This window comes from Hyphomonas oceanitis SCH89 (assembly GCF_000685295.1).
Classification (GTDB): domain Bacteria; phylum Pseudomonadota; class Alphaproteobacteria; order Caulobacterales; family Hyphomonadaceae; genus Hyphomonas; species Hyphomonas oceanitis.
The window spans coordinates 1-16,144 of record NZ_ARYL01000011.1; the positions used below are offsets into that span (position 1 = coordinate 1).

The following is a 16,144-nucleotide window of genomic DNA, read 5'->3' on the forward strand; positions in this document are numbered from 1 at the left end:
GTCAGTTACACCACGCGCTGGGACACGATCTCGGCGATACTCATCGGCGCCAAATCCTTTGGCTAACTGCAATTTCTCAGACTCGGAAATGCCGCGTATGCTCTATCGTGGCGATCCCTACATCCTGTATATTCTACTCCTGCTTGGAAGATGAAGTCTGGGGAAAACCTGTTAAGCATTCCTTGCAGAGCCCTGGTCCTAGCACTGTGCATAATGTGCAAACGATTGTTAAATTTCCGTCTCTAAACTATGTCGGATATAGTACGAATACACCAAAAAGGCAGTTTAGATTCTGACCCTTTGACCGACGCTAGGCCAAAAGATGCTCTCCGACCTGATTGAGTCCGAACTCCCTTTCCTCCGACGTTATGCGCGTGCTGTTGTCGGCTCTCAGGAGGTCGGCGATCAGCTTGTTTCGACCATGATGGAGCTCCATCTGCTCCCGCAGGTTGCTTCGGGCGATACCGACTTTAACCGCACCCGGCTTTACAAGAGTCTGGACGAAGTCCTTGCCGAGCCGCGCGAGGCCTCTCCACCTGACGACATACTCGTGAAATTGGGCGCACTGGAGCGGCGGGCCCTCCTGTTGGCCTCCGTCGAAGCTTTCCCGGTGGATGATATCGCCCTGATTCTCGGCATATCCGACACCGAAGTCGAAACTGCCCTGAGCAATGCAGAAGCTGCGCTCATGGAAGCCCTCACCACCCGCGTCTTCATCATCGAGGATGAAGCCATGATCGCGGCCCATCTGTCGGAAATTGTAGCGTCGCTCGGGCATGCCACCGTCGCGGTTGCCACGACCCATGCTGACGCGGTGGAAATGGCCAGCCAGGAAGAGTTCGGCCTGATCCTGGCTGACATAAGGCTGGCGGATGGATCCTCAGGAATCGATGCTGTCAATGACATCCGCAAGACATGGAATGGCCCGGTCATTTTCATCACGGCTTATCCGGAAGCTCTGCTGACCGGCGAAGGGCAGGAACCTGTCTTCCTGATCCCCAAGCCATTCCGCGTGGACCTGGTGAAGGCCGTCATCAGCCAGGCCCTGATCGGCCGGCACTGACACCCACCTGATCGCATCCTGTAATGGCCTCTCTTGCACAAACCGTTCTGCAAATGGAACGGTTTCAGCCTCCTCCGTATAGAGTCGCTGCCAGACACGGCGGAAGGAGGTATGCCATGATCGTCTTGAAAAAGCTCGCGGATGAACGCGGCGCGTCGCCGGAGAACCGCCGCTATACGCGCACGAAAATGACCCGCACCGGCTCGATCTGGAGCCTTGACCAGCGGCTCATCACCCGTGCGAGCATGGTCGACATGTCAGCCGCAGGCGCCTGCCTCGAGCTCGCGTCGCCAAAGCCTCTCCCGCCCCGGTTTACCGTTCGCCTCGAAAGCAGGTCTGGCCAGAAAGTGCATATGGTCCATTGCGAACTCGTGTGGCAGCACGAGGCGATGGCCGGCATCCTCTTCCGTGAAGCCGGGTCTAAAGCCACTTCATGATGTCGTTTGCCCAGCCGGGCACCACATCGCTGGCCTTGCCATAGCGCGCCTCGTCGAAAAACGTCGCGCCGTCCGATGGCTCAAGGTTCAGCTCCAGCGTCCGCGCCCCGGCGCGCCGCGCCAGCTGCACAAACCCCGCCGCCGGATACACATTCCCGCTGGTCCCGATCGATACGAACAGGTCCGCGCGTGACAGTTCCACCTCGATCTCGTCCATATAGAGGGGCATTTCGCCAAACCACACCACATGCGGCCGCATCAGGCCGGTCGCCTCGCAGACGGGGCAGTGCGTCTTGCTGGTAAGGTCATCGGGCCAGCGCACCACGCTGCCGCACGCCTGACAGCGCACTTTCAGCAGTTCGCCATGCATGTGCAGCACATTCTGGCTGCCGGCGCTCTCGTGCAAATGGTCGACATTCTGCGTCACCAGCGTGAACCGGCGGCCCGCCGCCTGCAGCGCGGCCTCCAGACGTGCCAGCGCGACATGCGCCGCATTGGGCTCTGATGTCTTCAGCTGTGCGCGGCGGTCATTGTAGAAGCCCTGCACAAAGTCAGGATTGCGGGCAAAGCCCTCCGGCGTCGCCAGGTCTTCGAGCGGATACTTGGTCCATATGCCATCCACGTCTCGGAATGTGCCGAGCCCGCTTTCTGCGGACACACCGGCCCCGGTAAGCACCACGATACCGCGTGGTGCGTTTGCATTGGACATGTAGTCGGCCTCGTCATAATCTAAACACAGGGTTAATGTAGGGGAGCTGGGGTCACGTTGGCAATTGTAAGGGGACATTCTGACATGCTGCCTAACCTCACGCGGAAAACCACGCAAATCGCAATTGGTGCTGCCATGGCGAGCCTGCTTGTTCTGGCCGCCTGCGACCAGCAGGGCACAAGGCTCGACCGGGCCCGGGAGCTGGCTGATGCCACACTCGACCAGATCAGCGGCCGCGCCGTGGTCGAACCCGACGCCGACAAGACGCTGATGACCGCTTCGGTCATGGACCGCGCCATTGCCGGAACGCTCGTCAATGACATGGCGGTCGCGTCAGTCGGCGAGAGATCCATGTTCGCCATCGGCTCGATCATTGCCAAGCCGAAGAACATCCAGCCCTCCGCCATTGCCGAGGAAGAGGCCTTGATGATGGAGGACGAGGACGTCCTGAGCGACCTTGAGGAAGATTTTGTCGACACCGAGGAAGTGCCGGCAGGCTCCCCGGCACCTGCGCCGGCGCCCGCCGCGCCGCCTCCGCCTGCTGCGTCAATGGAACTGGCGCAGCCCGCGCGGCTTATGCCGAGGGTGAAGCTTGACCCGAACGCCCCCGAAGAGTCCCAGCAGCAGATCGCGCAGGCAACGCAGGATCTTGAACGTGCCGCCGCGTCAGAGCCTGTGCCCGTTCCCCGCACGCGCAGCCTTGCCCCGCGCGCTCCGTCGTCTGCTGCGCCCGCGCCCACGCGCGAAGTCGCTCGCAAGCTCGCCCGCCGCTCGCTGATCACGGGTGACGCCATCCGCAAGCAGGAAGATGCCAACTCCGTCATGCTCGACACGCTGTCGAAATACGGCATGGACGGGCAGGTCGCCCTCTCGCGCGAAGGCCAGATGGTTATCCAGATCGGCTCTGACGGCGCTGACCCCACGCGCTTCACGCCCGAACAGGTCGCCAATGCCCAGCAGAGCTACCTTGCGGTCGATACGGGCGCAGGCTGCCCGGAAACAACCGATATGGTAACGGTCCAGTCCAATCCGGCGCTGGCCACCGAATGTATCGTTCAGGACCTGCGGGCCTCCGGCCAGTTCGAATATGTCGAGAAGGACTACATCTTCGAGAACCAGTTCGTCCGCCATCCTAAGCCGACCGACCCCGGCACCACGCCTTCAACGGGCGGCCAGACACCTGGCAACACCGGTACCCCGCCTGTCACGATCACTTCTGAAATCACGCCAAATGACCCGCTCTGGAGCCTGCAATGGAATTTCCAGAACCAGGGCGCAGGCGAAGGCAAGTCTGCCGGCGGTGCCGGCTTCCAGGATTTCTGGACGCGTCAGGCCAATGAGGGCTCCAGCGAAGTCGTTGTTGCCGTGGTCGATACCGGCCTGCAAATGGTCCACCCTGACATCAAGAACTCGCCCAATGTCGCGGCTGGCTGGGACATGGTCTCCGATCCGCGCATGGGTAATGACGGCAATGGCCGCGACAATGACCCGAACGATCCGGGCGACATGTGCGACCCCACGGCTCCGCTCGCCGCTGACACGTTCCATGGCACGCATGTGGCTGGCACGATTGGCGCTGCGGCTTCCAATAACGGTACCGGCGTTGCCGGCGGCGCCTGGAACGTCAAGATCGTTCCGGTCCGCGCGCTCGGCAAATGCGGCGGTCGCCTCTCCGACATCAACGACGCCATCCGCTGGGCTGGCGGCCTGATCCCGGGTGAGGATACCGAAGGCAATGAGGTCTGGAACGAAAATCCGGCCGACATCATCAACCTCTCCATCGGCCTTTTCGAATTCTGCCCCGCCTCGCTGCAGGATGCGATCGATGCCGTCACCGATCGCGGCGTCATCGTTGTCGCCGCTGCCGGCAATGCCCGCGTTTCGACGCAGTATTACGCGCCCGGCGGCTGCCAGAACGTCATCTCGGTTGCGGCCGGTGATGCCCGTGGCCAGATCGCGCCCTATTCGAACTTCGGGCCGAATGTCTCGGTCATTGCACCGGGCGGCGATCTCACCCGCGACGACAATGGCGATGGCCGCCCTGATGGCGTCCTCTCGACCAAGGCCTCGACCAATTGCTACGATCCGGTCACAGGCGAAGGCGTCGACAATTGCTATTATGCCTACGAGCAGGGCACCAGCATGGCCGCCCCGCACGTCGCTGCTGCGCTGGCCCTGCTGAAGGCCCGCCAGCCTGACGCCACCCCGCAGGAGCTGAAAGCCACGCTGATCGCGGCGCTTGATCCGCGTGAGCCGCTGCAATGCGCCGGGTCCTGCGCCCTCTATCCCGGCACGACGCCCATTCCGGGCAGCCCGGACATGTGCGCCCGTCCCTGCGGCGGTCTCCTGAACCTCGCCAATGTGCCGGCCCTCAGCACCACCAGCGGAGGTGCCAACTAGGCATGGCCGGTTTCCGCACGCCTTTCCATCTCGGCGGCCCGCTCGGGCTGGCAGGCCTCGCCACGCTTGCGGGCGCGACGGGCCTGTTTGTGCTGGCCGGCTCGCCGGAAGACAGGGACGAACCAGCCGTGCCGCTGTCAGGCATGTCAGAGCGCGAGTCCGGTTCGCAGGTTGATGCCCGTGTCAACCGGGACGAGAGTCCGCTGGTCGGCGCCCTGCCGGAAGACATTGTGCCGGATGAAGTGCCGACCGAGCCGCCGCTCGTGCGGCCCGAACAGGCCCCGCCTGCGGTCATCACGGCCCAGGCAAAGGGCGCGGAAGTCACCTTCATTGTCCGCATCAAGGGCGCGCCGGAAATCGATTCCATTGCCCGCCTCTACAAGAAAGATCCGGCCGCCGCCCAGCAGACCTATGCCGATTATGTGGACCGCACGCCCCAACTGGCGGATTTCGCCCTCGTCGGCGCCAGCTATTCCGGCGAGATCAAGCTCGCCTACCAGATGCCGCCCGGCACCGAGCCCACCCGCGCCGCCATCAGCGATGTACAGAAAAAGATCATGTCCGTTGACGGGGTGGCCTATGCTGACCCCGACTATGTCGCCCATCCCGGAGAGAAAAACTGATGATGACCACAAAGCATTTTCTGGCCTTCGCGGCGATAGGGGCCCTGACACTGTCAGCCTGTGACCGGATCAAGGCGCCCGAACAGCCCGCTGCGCCTGCCGCCACCGAAACCCCGGCCGAGCCCGACCTGCCCGTCCGTCCTGAAGCGGTCGAAAGCACGGCCGGTATCGACTGGGAAGCCGCCCGCCGCGACATGGCCTCGGTGCCCAGCGAGGAACGCGGCGAAGGCGCCTTTCAGGTCCAGTCCGGCGCATCCGCCCCGCCTGTGCCCGTCCTCCTCCCCACCGGCATCGTTGTGCCCCAGTCAGCCGAGGGCGGCGTGAAATTCATGCCCATGAGCGATGGCTATTTCGCCACCTATCCCGGCGTCGACTATGACATCGTGGTCAACGGCACCAATGAAGTCATCGGCGCGCGCGATGCCGGCGACACATCCGCCGATACCGAGCCGAGCTATCTGGCCACCGCCTCCGGCGCGCAGGTCGCCTTCTCGCGCTATGGCGCCGACTATCTCATCGAATTCGAATGCAAGAATGCAACGGGTGAAGACCCTGAATGCATCGGAGAGGACGAGGCGCTCGAAATCGCCCGTAAACTGGTCATCGCGGGGACACGCTGATGCAGAAGACTGTTGCGTACGTTCTGGCCGCATTGGCCGTCACCGGCCTGGCCGGCTGTGACTTCATCCGCTTCCCGGGCGATGGCGGCCCGCCGCCGTCCACGCCTGAGCCCGGCCCGGCCATTCCGCCCGGCGCGCCCGGTCCACCGCCTCCCGGCACACCGGTCGAAAACCCCTATGGCGAAACGCCGGTCGATCCTGCGGAGCCAACCGATGGCAGCGAGACACCGACCGATCCTGAAACGGATACACCGGCCACCGACCCCGTCTCCGGCGAGGACACTGTCACGCCCCCCGACACCAGCGCCGAGGTGCCAACCGAAACACCTCCGACTGACACGGACGTGACACCCGAAACCCCTGCCGAAACCGACACGCCGGCCACAGATACCCCGGGAACGGACTCCGAAGTCCCCGGAACGGACACGGAAGCCCCCGTCGATACACCGGAAGATACCGTAACGCCCCCCGAAGACGCGGCTGAAACACCCACGGAACCCGTCACACCGCCCGTCGAACCGGCCTTCAGCTACCATGCCCCCGGCGCGCTTCTGCCGGGTTCAGGGCAGGGTGACATCGACCAGATCGTCCACGCGCCCGGCATTGTTTTCCCTGTAAAATCAGCGCCCGCCTACCTCCAGTCCCAGGTCTTCACCTTCGGCGGCGGCATCGGCGGCGGCGACCAGTGCGACCCGCGCAACTTCGCCTATCCATGGCGCGACAATTTCTGCGAAACCCGCAGCGCCAACAGGGGATCGCCCTTCTGCCCGGCCCAGAAAATCCACCAGGGCCAGGACATCCGCGTCGGCACACCGGAGCAATGCAACACGATGCGCCGCACCGCCAAGGCTGACCGCGCGCTGCAGGAAGTCGTCGCCACCGAAGATGGCGTCATCTCCAATGTCGGCTCCTATTCGATCAGCCTGCGCGCCGGTGGCCGTATCTACAAATACCTCCACCTCAACATGGCCAAGCTCAAGGTAAAGACCGGCGACACCGTCACCGCCGGCCAGCCGCTCGGCTATGTTTCGAATGATTTTGGCGGCTCGGCCACCACGTTCCATCTCCATTTCGAAATCGTACAGAACATGGCCGATCAGGGCTGGGTCTATGTCCCGCCCTATCTGTCACTGGTCGAGGCCTATGAACGGCGCGAGAATGGTCCCGGCGAGGAAGTCGAACAGAATGTCGCCGTCGCCACAGCGCCGTTTGTCATTCCCGAAGGCTATGTCATCACCGAATAGGGTCAGGCGGGCTTGAAGCTCAGCGCCACGCCATTATTGCACCAGCGCAGGCCGGTGGGGGCCGGGCCATCCTTGAACACATGGCCCTGATGGCCAAGGCAGCGGGCGCAATGATATTCCGTGCGCGTGTAGATCAGCTTGCGGTCAACGCTTGTCGCAACAGCGCCCGGCAGCACATCGAAAAAGCTCGGCCAGCCTGTGCCGCTGTCGAACTTCTTGTCCGATGAAAACAGCGGCAGGTCGCACCCTGCACAATGATAAATGCCTTCGCGCTTCTCGTGCTCCAGCGGCGAGGTAAACGCGCGTTCGGTGTTCGCCTTGCGGAGCACGCCAAAAGCGGCTGGAGACAGGCGCTCGTGCCACTGGTCCTCGGTCAGGTCACGCCATTCATTGCCGACATACTTGTCGCGGTCGGCGGCGGCTTCAGGTGGCTTCTTGTCCGCCCCGGCAGACGAACAGGCAGCAACCGCAAGGGCGGCAGAGCCTGACAGCAACAGGGCGCGGCGGGAGAGGAGTGAATGGGTCATGTGTTTCATACGCACAGATTTAGTCGCCGGTTCAGACACGCAACACACACAAGGCCGTGAGGGCCTAAACGCCGCCATCCACCCAGACTTCGCCATCAAGGTCGTCCAGCTTGCCCTGAAGGTGTGCCCGCACATCCTGCACGGCCTGATTATACACTGCCGGCCCCATCGTCTTCAGCATCAGGTCGACAATCTCGCCCGCCCGGAAATCACTCAGCGTTTCGTCAAAGGCCACGCTGAACGTCTTCTGCACTTCGCGGCACAGCGCCTCGCGGCGTTCGGGCGTCAGCGTGATCTCTTTCATGACTCGCCCGTCTCCTTGTCCAGGTGCGGGTTGCGGCCGAAGTTTACCGCGCTGGAATCCTGCCCTGCATCAATGATCGCCTTGCGGATCGTCCGGGCCCGCGTGAATTCGCGCATCAGCATGTCGCCATCCCCCCAGCGGATCGCGCGCTGCAGCACGGCGAGGTCTTCGGAAAACCGCCCGAGGCATTCAAGCACGGCTTCCTTGTTGGTCAGGAACACGTCGCGCCACATAACGGGATCAGAGGCTGCAATCCGCGTGAAGTCGCGAAAACCGCCAGCGGAATATTTCACCACTTCACCCTGTTCCACGGTTTCCATGTCGAAGGCGGTCGCCACGATATTGAACGCGATCAGGTGGGGCAGGTGGCTGGTGATGGCCAGAACGCGGTCATGGCGCGCACTGTCCATGGTCTCCACTTTCGAGCCCAGCGCCTGCCAGAAACGCGTCAGCGCATCGACTCCCGCGAGATAGGCCTCGTCCGTGCTCGGCCCCGGCGTCAGGATATGCCAGGCGTCGCGGAACAGGGTGGCAAACCCGGCCTCCGGGCCGGATTGCTCGGTGCCGGCAATCGGGTGGCCGGGTATGATATGCACGCGGCCGTCATCAGCGGCCATGAGGGCGGCGGCAGCTTCCCCCTTCACCGAGCCTACGTCGGTCAGGATCGCCCCGGTCTTCATATGTGGCACAGCGGCGGCTGCAACAGCCGCCAGCGCGCCAACGGGCACGCACAGCAGCACGCAGTCAGCGTCTGCCACAGCGGCCTGCAGTGTCTCCGCAACATCGCCCAGGCCAAGGCCGGCCGCGCGCTGGCGCACATCGTCGCTCACGTCATAAAGGTTGACCGATCCCGCTGCGCCATACTCGGCGGCAGCCCGGGCAATGGATGCGCCGATAAGGCCGGTGCCGATAATGGCAATCGAGGGAAAGACAGGTTCGGTCATTGTGTATACTCTTGTTCAGGTCATCTGCGCTGCTCTGGTGTGCAAAGCGGGGCCCAAGGTCAAGGGTGGTCTGAGCTTAATGCGCGGGCCTCAACTGCGACCTTTGAGCTCCAGCGACGGTTTGGCACGGCTTAAAGCCGTGTCTGAACGCCTACATGAGCGGTGAAACACGGAGTCTGACATGTCGAATGCATCCCCCATCCTCTCGGGCCTGCGCCTGCGTTGCGGCAAGTGCGGCGAAGGAAAGCTGTTTTCGGGCTATCTGAAGCTCAATTCGGAATGCCCGGTCTGCGGACGTGACATGACATCGGCTGATACGGCAGACGGCCCGGCCTTTTTTGTCGGCTTCGGCGTACTGATTCTGCTGGCGCCGTTCCTGTTCCTGCTGCCGATGAGCCCACTGCCCACCGGCCTGAAGATCCTGTCCTTCGTGGCGCTCTGCGTCGTCCTGATCGGGCTTTGCATGATCCTCCTGCCTGTCGCCAAGGCGGTGCTGCTAAACCTGCAGCTCCATCATGGCGCGGAAGAAGTCACCGCGTCCGATATCAAGGATCGCTAGTTGATCGCGCCGGTCCAGCCGCCGCCCTTGCGGGTCAGTCCGCCCAGCAATTCCTCCGGGCCGGTCATGGCATGCAGCGCGTCGGCGGCACCCGGGCGTCCCAGCGCATAGCCTTGCAGGAAGTCGCAGGACAGTAGCTGCAGCACAGCCGCCTGGTCCTCGGTCTCGACGCCCTCGGCGACGACTTTCATGTTCAGGCTGTGGCCCAGCGCAATAATGGATTTCAGCAGTTCGCGGCCCGTATGGCCGATATCGAGCTGCTGGATGAAGGCGCGGTCGATCTTCAGTCCGTCGAACTGGAATTGCTGCAGATAGCTCAGCGATGAATACCCCGTGCCGAAATCGTCGAGCAGCACCTGCACGCCCATCTGGCGCAGGCGGTTCATCGTGCGCTGCGCTTCGCCCGTATGCGAGATCAGAACGCCTTCCGTGATTTCGATGTGCAGCAGTGCGGGCTCGATGCCGTGGCGCTCCAGCGCGGCTTCCACGCTATTGGCAAATCCATCGACGCGGAACTGCACGGGTGAGACATTGACCGCGATCGGGATCGTCTTCTGCCGCTTGATTTCCAGCATGGCCTGGTCGAGCGCCCAGGCGCCGAGTTTCGTGATCAGCCCGCTTTCCTCGGCAATCGGGATGAACACGCCCGGCGAGCCGGCCAGTCCCTGCTTGCTCGGCCAGCGCATCAGGGCTTCGGCACTCATCACCTTGCCCGTCCGTGCACATACAAGCGGCTGGTAGACCAGGGTCAGCTCATTGTTCATGAGTGCGCGGTCGAGTTCGGAATTGATCGTACGGCGCAGTTGCAGCGCTTCATCCATGGCGGGCGAATAGGTGCGGATTGTCTCCAGCCGGTCATTCTTGGCCGCAAACATGGCGACGTCCGCCCGGCGCAGGATTTCGGTTGCCGGCACTTCACCTTTCAGCGTCGGCGCGATGCCGATATTGGCTTTCATGCTGATCACGTCCTCGCCGATGCGGAAGGGGGCGTGCATGGCCTCGTCAATCGATTGCGCCGTCTGCGTGGCGCGGACTTCGGCGTCCGCCCGGGTGATCAGCGCGGCAAACTCGCCGCCGCCAACGCGGGCCAGCATGTCCTTGTCGTTCAGGCAGCTGGTCATGCGCATCGCCACGGCCTTCAGCAGCTCGTCGCCGGTCTCGTGTCCCAGCGTGTCATTGACCACTTTGAACCCGTCCAGCTCGATAACCATCAGCGCCGGATCCGGCCCGTCGGATTCAAGCGCCTCGGTCAGGCGCTCATGCAGCTTGGCGCGATTAGGAAGATTGGTGACCGGATCGGTCGAAGAGAGTTTGCTGAACTGAAGCCGCACGTCGCGCAGTTGTTCGGCATGCATTGTGCCCTGCCAGTAGATCAGGGCTGCCAGCAGGGCCAGCGAGATATTGGCGAGGAGAATCCCGGACAGGACGGACATCAGAATGCCCTGCCTGTGAAGGAGTGAAACAGATACTGCATGGCATGACCCCGCCCGATACTAGGCGGTCATCCTTACAGAACCCCCGTTCATGAAGGTTTGCGCCGGGCGGCAAAACAATGCCGCCCGCGTTAATCTATGGTTTGCCATAGAGGCGTGGCGGATCAGCCCGTCAGGGCCTGCTCGTCGCGCTCGCCGGTGCGGATACGCACCACGGATTCGACCGTCGTGATGAAGATCTTGCCGTCGCCGATCGTGCCTGTGTTTGCCGCCGAGATGATCGCGTCGGCAAAACGCTCTGCGTCGGCCTCGCTGCAGGCGACTTCCACGCGGACTTTCGGCAGGAGGCGCACTTCATATTCGGCCCCCCGATAGACTTCCGTCTTGCCCTGCTGCCGGCCATAGCCGCGCACTTCCGATACGGTCAGGCCAGTCGCGCCAGCCTCGGACAGTGCGTCGATCACAGCGTCGAGACGGCTTGGTTTAAAGATTGCGGTAACGAGTTTCATAGTCCACCAGCCCTTTGGTTTTTGCAGGTGCGAACGTATCGGTCGCACCGCTTGCGTCAATGTTTTTCGCGCCGTGACGTCGCCGCAGGCTTGGCAATCCGGACCCGCTCCGCCACAGGCGCGACGGCGCCGCCTCCCGGTTCAGCATACAGTCTCTTCACCGCTTCGACCAGCACGACCCCGCCAAGGCCCGGCGTGATGATCCGTCCGATCGCGTCCCAGCCCTCGGCCGCAGCGGTCACCAGCCGCGCTGACACAGGCGGCATATAGAGCGCGCTGGCGCTGGCCGTTACCTGGAAGAGACCGATCGACAGCAGGTTCATCAGCTGCGACCGGCTCCACGGCCGTCCCTGGCCAAACGGCGTCCGGGTCGCCCGGCTCCACAGTCCCGCACGGTTGGAAACAGCCAGCACGATGCGTCCCTCCGGCGCCATGACGCGCCAGATCTCCCGCAAATAGGCGCGTGGATCGCCCGTTTCCTCAAGGCCGTGCAGCACGATCACGCGGTCAAACTGGCCATCCGGGAAGGGCAGGCGCAGGTCGCCAACGGAAACGGTCGCATTGCCGCGCCCGGTCGGGTCCCAGCGCACCGGGCCATGGTCGAACGGCACGGCGGCCACGCTGCGGCCGGGCTGGTCGCCAAACGCATCCAGAACCGGAATGGCATAGCCAAGGCCCAGAACCGATAAATTGTTCGCCTCGCCCCACAGGTCGACCAGCTTCGCCGACAGGATGCGCGCGGCCGCGCTCCCCAGCGGGGAGGCATAAAATCGCTCCAAGGTGACGGCATCCTGACGCATGGGCTTCCTTGTGTTATTTAGGGTTTTACGACCACGAATTGAAGCCGCCCGGAGATCCGACCTGATGTTCCAGATACACCAGTTTCCCTGCCTGAATGATAATTACGGCTTCCTTGCACATGATTCCGTGTCCGGCGAGACCGCTGCCGTGGATACGCCCGACGCGCAGAAATACCTCGCCGAAGCCGCCGCGCGCGGCTGGACCATCACGCAGATCTGGAACACGCACTGGCATCCGGACCATGCCGGCGGCAATCTCGCCATCAAGGAGGCCACCGGCTGCACCATTACCGGCCCGGCTGGCGAAGCGGCAAAAATCCCCGGCATCGACCGCGCCGTGAAGACTGGCGATGTCGTCTCCCTCGGCGCGCTGGCCGCGCATGTCATCGATGTGCCGGGCCATACGCTTGGTCATATCGCCTATCATCTGGCGGGCGAAGCCACGGCCTTTGTCGGCGACGCCGTCTTTGCGCTCGGCTGCGGCCGCGTCTTCGAGGGCAATCCGGAAATGATGTGGGCCTCCCTCTCGCGCCTGAAGAACCTGCCGCCCGAGACGGCACTCTACTGCGCGCACGAGTACACCGCGTCGAACGCCAAGTTCGCCGTTACGGTCGACCCCGGCAATGAGGCGCTCGCCGCCTATGTGAACGAGATCACCGACAAGCGCGCCCGCAATGAATGGACCGTCCCCACCCAGCTCGCGCGCGAACTGAAAACCAATCCCTTCCTGCGCGCCGACGATCCGGGCCTTCAGGCGGCCATGGGCCATCCCGGCGACCCTGTGGCAACATTCGCGGAAATCCGCGGCCGGAAGGACCGGTTCTGATGAACGCCATTTCGGGGGACCTTGGCGCCAATGAGATCATCCGCCTGCTCGGCCTGAAGCCGCATCCCGAAGGCGGCCACTATGCCGAAACCTTCCGCGCCCCGGCCATGTATGGCTACAGGCCCACATCCACGGCCATCTATTATCTGCTGCAGGCCGATGAAGTGTCCGCCTGGCACCGCGTCGATGCCGATGAATGCTGGTTCTGGCATGCGGGCGGCCCGCTTGCGCTCACCCTTTCACCGCCGGACGGGAGGGGCGCCGACGCCTACCAGCTCGGCCCGGACCTGCGCGCTGGCCAGCATCCGCAAATCGTCGTCCCTGCCCATCACTGGCAGACGGCCGAAACGCTCGGCGCGTGGACCCTCGTCAGCTGCACGGTCGCGCCGGGCTTCGAGTTCAAGGGTTTTGAACTGGCCCCGCCTGACTGGCGGCCCAAGGTCTAGCCTGCTCTTTCCAGCAGGAAACACCCCGCAATCGCCCGCCAGCCGGGCCTTCGGCACAAACTTGTCCGACAGCGCGTGTCCCGGCGTATTCTCTTCTCGTCCGGCTGGCTCCCATCTCGCCGGGCAGCGCGGGAGACGGGGCAAGGGATCGCGACCTTGCTTCTATCCTGAAATACAAAAAACGCGTTCCCGGCACCTCGCCTCCCGCGTCTTTAAATACAGAAAAACCGGACGGCACGGGGCCGGTCCGGTTCTTCGTTTTGCTTGCAATGTCGGCAGGCCTAGCCCGCGATATATTGCGCGCCGTTCACCGTCATGGTTGCGCCGGTGATGAAGGCGGCTTCCTCGCTGGAGAGATAGGCGCACATCGAGGCGATCTCTTCAGCCTTGCCGAGACGGCCGACCGGGATCGACGCGATGATGCTTTCCAGCACTTTCTCCGGCACGGCCTGAACCATTTCCGTATCGATATAGCCCGGGCAGACCACGTTCACGGTCACGCCCTTCTTGGCGCCTTCCTGGGCGAGCGCCTTGGTGAAGCCGATCAGGCCGGCCTTGGCGGCGGAATAGTTCGCCTGGCCAAACTGGCCCTTCTGTCCGTTGATCGACGAGATGTTGATGACCCGGCCGAAACCGCGCTCGCGCATGCCGTCCCACACCTGGCGCGTCACGTTGAACGCCGAGGTCAGGTCGATATTGATGACCTGTTGCCACTGGTCGAGTGTCATCTTGTGGAAGGGTGCGTCGCGCGTCACGCCGGCATTGTTGATCACGATGTCGATCGGGCCGAGATCGGCCTCGATGGCCGCGATGCCTTTGCCCACGGCTTCATAGTCAGCCACGTCGAACTTGTAGCAACGGATGCCTGTTTCTTTTTCGCAAAGCTTGGCCGCTTCGTCATTGCCGCCGTAATTGGCCGCAACCTTGTAGCCCTTTGCTTTCATTGTCTCGCTGATCGCACGTCCGATACCGCGCGTGCCCCCCGTGACCAGTACTGTCTTTGTCATGCCTAATTTTCCTCCGGCTTTTGTTGCCCCGTCTCTAGCCTTCATGGCCGGTAGACTTCAATAGCGCATTGGTCACACGCAAATTCTGTGCAAATATTGCTGCATAGCACAATAATTGCTTCTCCCATTGAGGAGAACTGAGGGTAGGATATGGCCAAGCCAAATGGATCGTCCCAGACGATCATCATCAAGAAATACGCGAATCGGCGTCTCTACGACACATCCACGTCATCTTACGTGACGTTGGAACACCTTTCCGAACTCGTCCGTGAGGGCCGGGATTTTGAAGTGCGCGATGCCAAATCGGGAGAGGATCTGACCCGTCAGGTGCTCACGCAGATCATTTTCGAGCAGGAAACAAAGGGGGAGGGCGCCCTTCCGCTGAACTTCCTGCGCAAGCTGATCGGTTTCTATGGTGGTGGCGGACAGGCCTTCCTTCCGGCCTTCCTCGACATGTCGATGAACAGTTTTGCCGACACGCAAAAGGAATGGACCAAGGCCGCCAATCCCATGTCGCTGTTCGAAAAACAGGCGCGCCGCAACATGGCGATGTTCGAGCAGGGCATGAAAATGTTCATGCCCACGCTCCACAAGGCGTCCCATAACGAGAAACAGACGCCATCAAATCCGATCATGGATTTCCAGGCCGAGGCGCTCGCCGCCATGCAGGCCCAGATGCAGGCCATCCAGGACCAGCTCGCCGACCTCGCCAAAAAAGACTAGGCGCGAGCCCTTACGAGCCGACGATGATGCCGCCGTTCGGGTGCAGGACCTGCCCGGACATATAGCTTGAATCCTCGCAGGCGAGGAACAGGAAGCTTGGCGCCACTTCATTCGGCTGGCCGGGACGCCCCATAGGGGTTCCCTCACCGAAATGCTCCAGCTTTTCGGGCGATGCCCCGCCGGCTGGATTGAGCGGCGTCCAGATAGGCCCCGGCGCCACGGCGTTGACGCGAATGCCGTCGCCGACAATGTTCTCCGACAGTGAGCGCGTGAACGCCGTGATGGCGCCTTTGGTGGCCGAATAGTCGAGCAGCTCACTGGCACCGGCATACATGGTCACCGATGTGCAATTGATGATCGACGCCCCTTCTTTCAGGTGCGGGCGCGCGGCCTGCGTCAGGTAGAACATCGAAAAGATATTTGTCTGGAAAGTGCGCTTCAACTGCGCATCGGTAATGTCCTCAATCTCCTTGTCGGGGTGTTGCTCCCCGGCATTGTTGACCAGGACGTCAATCGTCTGGAACCGCGCAATCGTCTTTGCAACGACCATCTGCGCGAATTCCGGATCGCCGAGATCGCCCTTGATGGCCAGCGCGTCGCGGCCCTCATCCTCGATCATCTTGCAGGTCGCATCCGCGTCTTCGGTTTCCGAAAGATAGACGAAGGCGATATCGGCGCCTTCGCGCGCAAACAGCACGGCCACCGCGCGGCCGATGCCGCTATCGGCGCCGGTGATCAGCGCGACCTTGCCTTCGAGCCGGCCGGAGCCCGGATAGCGTGGTTCCCATTCGGGCTTGGGCGACAGGTCTGCCTCGCTGCCGGGAAGGCCGTCTTCATGTATCTGGGGGGCAATCGTATTCATGGGTTTTGTCTCCTGCTCAAAGTGTGTGCTTGCAGAACCAACGAAGCGTCACCTCGGATCGTTCCGCGCGCGCCGATGCAGATGTTAGCGATACAAGCGGAACCCGGA

Annotated in this window: 19 protein-coding genes; 10 read left to right on the forward strand and 9 right to left on the reverse strand. The window is 62.7% G+C overall.

All coding sequences use genetic code 11. From position 1 onward, the window contains the following. The first annotated feature begins 322 nt into the window (after positions 1–322). Complete coding sequence (locus HOC_RS08425; protein ID WP_035537541.1) at positions 323–1,063, forward strand: PhyR family response regulator anti-anti-sigma factor; 741 nt, start codon at positions 323–325, stop codon at positions 1,061–1,063. A 116-nt stretch (positions 1,064–1,179) separates the two neighbouring features. Then, positions 1,180–1,500, forward strand: a complete 321-nt coding sequence (locus HOC_RS08430; protein ID WP_035537543.1) for a PilZ domain-containing protein — start codon at positions 1,180–1,182, stop codon at positions 1,498–1,500. Here HOC_RS08430 and cobB read toward each other — a convergent pair. Then, complete coding sequence (gene cobB / locus HOC_RS08435) at positions 1,484–2,209, reverse strand: Sir2 family NAD+-dependent deacetylase (RefSeq protein WP_035537544.1); 726 nt, start codon at positions 2,207–2,209, stop codon at positions 1,484–1,486. The genes HOC_RS08430 and cobB overlap by 17 nt on opposite strands. An 84-nt stretch (positions 2,210–2,293) precedes the next feature. Here cobB and HOC_RS21145 point away from each other — a divergent pair, with 84 nt between their 5' ends. The 4 genes from HOC_RS21145 to HOC_RS22125 are packed head-to-tail and all read left to right on the forward strand — an operon-like array spanning position 2,294 to position 7,096. Continuing rightward, on the forward strand, positions 2,294–4,609 hold the full coding sequence (locus tag HOC_RS21145) for a S8 family serine peptidase (protein ID WP_051624662.1): 2,316 nt from the start codon (positions 2,294–2,296) through the stop codon (positions 4,607–4,609). Between the two features lie 2 nt (positions 4,610–4,611). Beyond that, on the forward strand, positions 4,612–5,232 hold the full coding sequence (locus HOC_RS21150) for a hypothetical protein (RefSeq protein ID WP_051624663.1): 621 nt from the start codon (positions 4,612–4,614) through the stop codon (positions 5,230–5,232). Further along, positions 5,232–5,852 carry a hypothetical protein gene (locus HOC_RS08445; protein ID WP_035537545.1) on the forward strand — a complete coding sequence of 207 codons (621 nt, stop codon included), beginning with the start codon at positions 5,232–5,234 and terminating at the stop codon, positions 5,850–5,852. Before HOC_RS21150 ends, HOC_RS08445 begins: the two co-directional genes overlap by 1 nt. Continuing rightward, entirely contained in the window at positions 5,852–7,096 is a 1,245-nt protein-coding gene (locus HOC_RS22125) for a M23 family metallopeptidase (protein ID WP_051624664.1), read from the forward strand. Before HOC_RS08445 ends, HOC_RS22125 begins: the two co-directional genes overlap by 1 nt. A 2-nt stretch (positions 7,097–7,098) precedes the next feature. Here the strand turns inward: HOC_RS22125 and msrB are convergent, their stop codons facing one another. From msrB to HOC_RS08465, 3 genes are all read right to left on the reverse strand, one after another. After that, positions 7,099–7,623: a peptide-methionine (R)-S-oxide reductase MsrB gene (msrB, locus tag HOC_RS08455; protein ID WP_156950425.1), complete on the reverse strand. Its 525-nt coding sequence runs from the start codon at positions 7,621–7,623 to the stop codon at positions 7,099–7,101. 64 nt (positions 7,624–7,687) lie between these two features. Further along, a complete protein-coding gene (locus HOC_RS08460; protein ID WP_034740142.1) occupies positions 7,688–7,927 on the reverse strand; it encodes a DUF2164 domain-containing protein in 240 nt (79 codons plus the stop codon). Then, positions 7,924–8,871, reverse strand: coding sequence for a prephenate/arogenate dehydrogenase family protein (locus HOC_RS08465; RefSeq protein WP_035537551.1), 948 nt, complete (start codon positions 8,869–8,871; stop codon positions 7,924–7,926). The genes HOC_RS08460 and HOC_RS08465 overlap by 4 nt, the downstream gene beginning before the upstream one ends. A gap of 181 nt (positions 8,872–9,052) precedes the next feature. On the opposite strand from HOC_RS08465, the gene HOC_RS08470 reads away from it, so the two are divergent. Continuing rightward, positions 9,053–9,430, forward strand: coding sequence for a DUF983 domain-containing protein (locus HOC_RS08470; protein ID WP_035537554.1), 378 nt, complete (start codon positions 9,053–9,055; stop codon positions 9,428–9,430). Here HOC_RS08470 and HOC_RS08475 read toward each other — a convergent pair. The 3 genes from HOC_RS08475 to HOC_RS08485 all read right to left on the reverse strand — a co-directional run bounded on the left by HOC_RS08475 (position 9,427) and on the right by HOC_RS08485 (position 12,172). Beyond that, complete coding sequence (locus HOC_RS08475) at positions 9,427–10,863, reverse strand: putative bifunctional diguanylate cyclase/phosphodiesterase (protein WP_051624665.1); 1,437 nt, start codon at positions 10,861–10,863, stop codon at positions 9,427–9,429. The genes HOC_RS08470 and HOC_RS08475 overlap by 4 nt on opposite strands. 164 nt (positions 10,864–11,027) lie before the next feature. Further along, positions 11,028–11,372 (reverse strand): P-II family nitrogen regulator, encoded by a 345-nt coding sequence (locus HOC_RS08480; protein ID WP_035537557.1) that lies wholly within the window; start codon positions 11,370–11,372, stop codon positions 11,028–11,030. 56 nt (positions 11,373–11,428) lie between these two features. Then, positions 11,429–12,172 (reverse strand): class I SAM-dependent methyltransferase, encoded by a 744-nt coding sequence (locus tag HOC_RS08485; RefSeq protein ID WP_035537560.1) that lies wholly within the window; start codon positions 12,170–12,172, stop codon positions 11,429–11,431. 64 nt (positions 12,173–12,236) lie between these two features. Here HOC_RS08485 and gloB point away from each other — a divergent pair, with 64 nt between their 5' ends. Both gloB and HOC_RS08495 read left to right on the forward strand, forming a co-directional pair. Then, entirely contained in the window at positions 12,237–12,998 is a 762-nt protein-coding gene (gene gloB, locus HOC_RS08490; RefSeq protein ID WP_035537562.1) for a hydroxyacylglutathione hydrolase, read from the forward strand. Beyond that, complete coding sequence (locus HOC_RS08495) at positions 12,998–13,444, forward strand: cupin domain-containing protein (RefSeq protein ID WP_035537564.1); 447 nt, start codon at positions 12,998–13,000, stop codon at positions 13,442–13,444. The genes gloB and HOC_RS08495 overlap by 1 nt, the downstream gene beginning before the upstream one ends. A 281-nt stretch (positions 13,445–13,725) precedes the next feature. On the opposite strand, the gene phbB is transcribed toward HOC_RS08495, so the two are convergent. Continuing rightward, positions 13,726–14,451, reverse strand: coding sequence for an acetoacetyl-CoA reductase (phbB, locus tag HOC_RS08500; RefSeq protein ID WP_035537566.1), 726 nt, complete (start codon positions 14,449–14,451; stop codon positions 13,726–13,728). A gap of 150 nt (positions 14,452–14,601) precedes the next feature. Between phbB and phaR the strand changes: the two genes are divergently transcribed. Next, entirely contained in the window at positions 14,602–15,174 is a 573-nt protein-coding gene (gene phaR / locus HOC_RS08505; protein ID WP_035537567.1) for a polyhydroxyalkanoate synthesis repressor PhaR, read from the forward strand. Between the two features lie 10 nt (positions 15,175–15,184). Here phaR and HOC_RS08510 read toward each other — a convergent pair whose 3' ends face one another. Next, entirely contained in the window at positions 15,185–16,036 is an 852-nt protein-coding gene (locus HOC_RS08510) for an SDR family oxidoreductase (RefSeq protein WP_035537570.1), read from the reverse strand. Between the last annotated feature and the right edge of the window lie 108 nt (positions 16,037–16,144).

Excerpts from the sequence above, each read along its gene's own strand:
- msrB (WP_156950425.1), bottom strand. The coding sequence starts at position 7,623 with ATGACCCATTCACTCCTCTCCCGCCGCGCCCTGTTGCTGTCAGGCTCT.
- HOC_RS08460 (WP_034740142.1), bottom strand. The coding sequence starts at position 7,927 with ATGAAAGAGATCACGCTGACGCCCGAACGCCGCGAGGCGCTGTGCCGC.
- HOC_RS21145 (WP_051624662.1), top strand. The coding sequence starts at position 2,294 with ATGCTGCCTAACCTCACGCGGAAAACCACGCAAATCGCAATTGGTGCT.
- HOC_RS08430 (WP_035537543.1), top strand. The coding sequence starts at position 1,180 with ATGATCGTCTTGAAAAAGCTCGCGGATGAACGCGGCGCGTCGCCGGAG.
- HOC_RS22125 (WP_051624664.1), top strand. The coding sequence starts at position 5,852 with ATGCAGAAGACTGTTGCGTACGTTCTGGCCGCATTGGCCGTCACCGGC.
- HOC_RS08480 (WP_035537557.1), bottom strand. The coding sequence starts at position 11,372 with ATGAAACTCGTTACCGCAATCTTTAAACCAAGCCGTCTCGACGCTGTG.
- HOC_RS08445 (WP_035537545.1), top strand. The coding sequence starts at position 5,232 with ATGATGACCACAAAGCATTTTCTGGCCTTCGCGGCGATAGGGGCCCTG.
- HOC_RS08425 (WP_035537541.1), top strand. The coding sequence starts at position 323 with ATGCTCTCCGACCTGATTGAGTCCGAACTCCCTTTCCTCCGACGTTAT.
- HOC_RS08485 (WP_035537560.1), bottom strand. The coding sequence starts at position 12,172 with ATGCGTCAGGATGCCGTCACCTTGGAGCGATTTTATGCCTCCCCGCTG.
- HOC_RS08470 (WP_035537554.1), top strand. The coding sequence starts at position 9,053 with ATGTCGAATGCATCCCCCATCCTCTCGGGCCTGCGCCTGCGTTGCGGC.
- HOC_RS08465 (WP_035537551.1), bottom strand. The coding sequence starts at position 8,871 with ATGACCGAACCTGTCTTTCCCTCGATTGCCATTATCGGCACCGGCCTT.
- gloB (WP_035537562.1), top strand. The coding sequence starts at position 12,237 with ATGTTCCAGATACACCAGTTTCCCTGCCTGAATGATAATTACGGCTTC.
- HOC_RS08510 (WP_035537570.1), bottom strand. The coding sequence starts at position 16,036 with ATGAATACGATTGCCCCCCAGATACATGAAGACGGCCTTCCCGGCAGC.
- phaR (WP_035537567.1), top strand. The coding sequence starts at position 14,602 with ATGGCCAAGCCAAATGGATCGTCCCAGACGATCATCATCAAGAAATAC.
- HOC_RS08495 (WP_035537564.1), top strand. The coding sequence starts at position 12,998 with ATGAACGCCATTTCGGGGGACCTTGGCGCCAATGAGATCATCCGCCTG.
- HOC_RS21150 (WP_051624663.1), top strand. The coding sequence starts at position 4,612 with ATGGCCGGTTTCCGCACGCCTTTCCATCTCGGCGGCCCGCTCGGGCTG.
- phbB (WP_035537566.1), bottom strand. The coding sequence starts at position 14,451 with ATGACAAAGACAGTACTGGTCACGGGGGGCACGCGCGGTATCGGACGT.
- HOC_RS08475 (WP_051624665.1), bottom strand. The coding sequence starts at position 10,863 with ATGTCCGTCCTGTCCGGGATTCTCCTCGCCAATATCTCGCTGGCCCTG.
- cobB (WP_035537544.1), bottom strand. The coding sequence starts at position 2,209 with ATGTCCAATGCAAACGCACCACGCGGTATCGTGGTGCTTACCGGGGCC.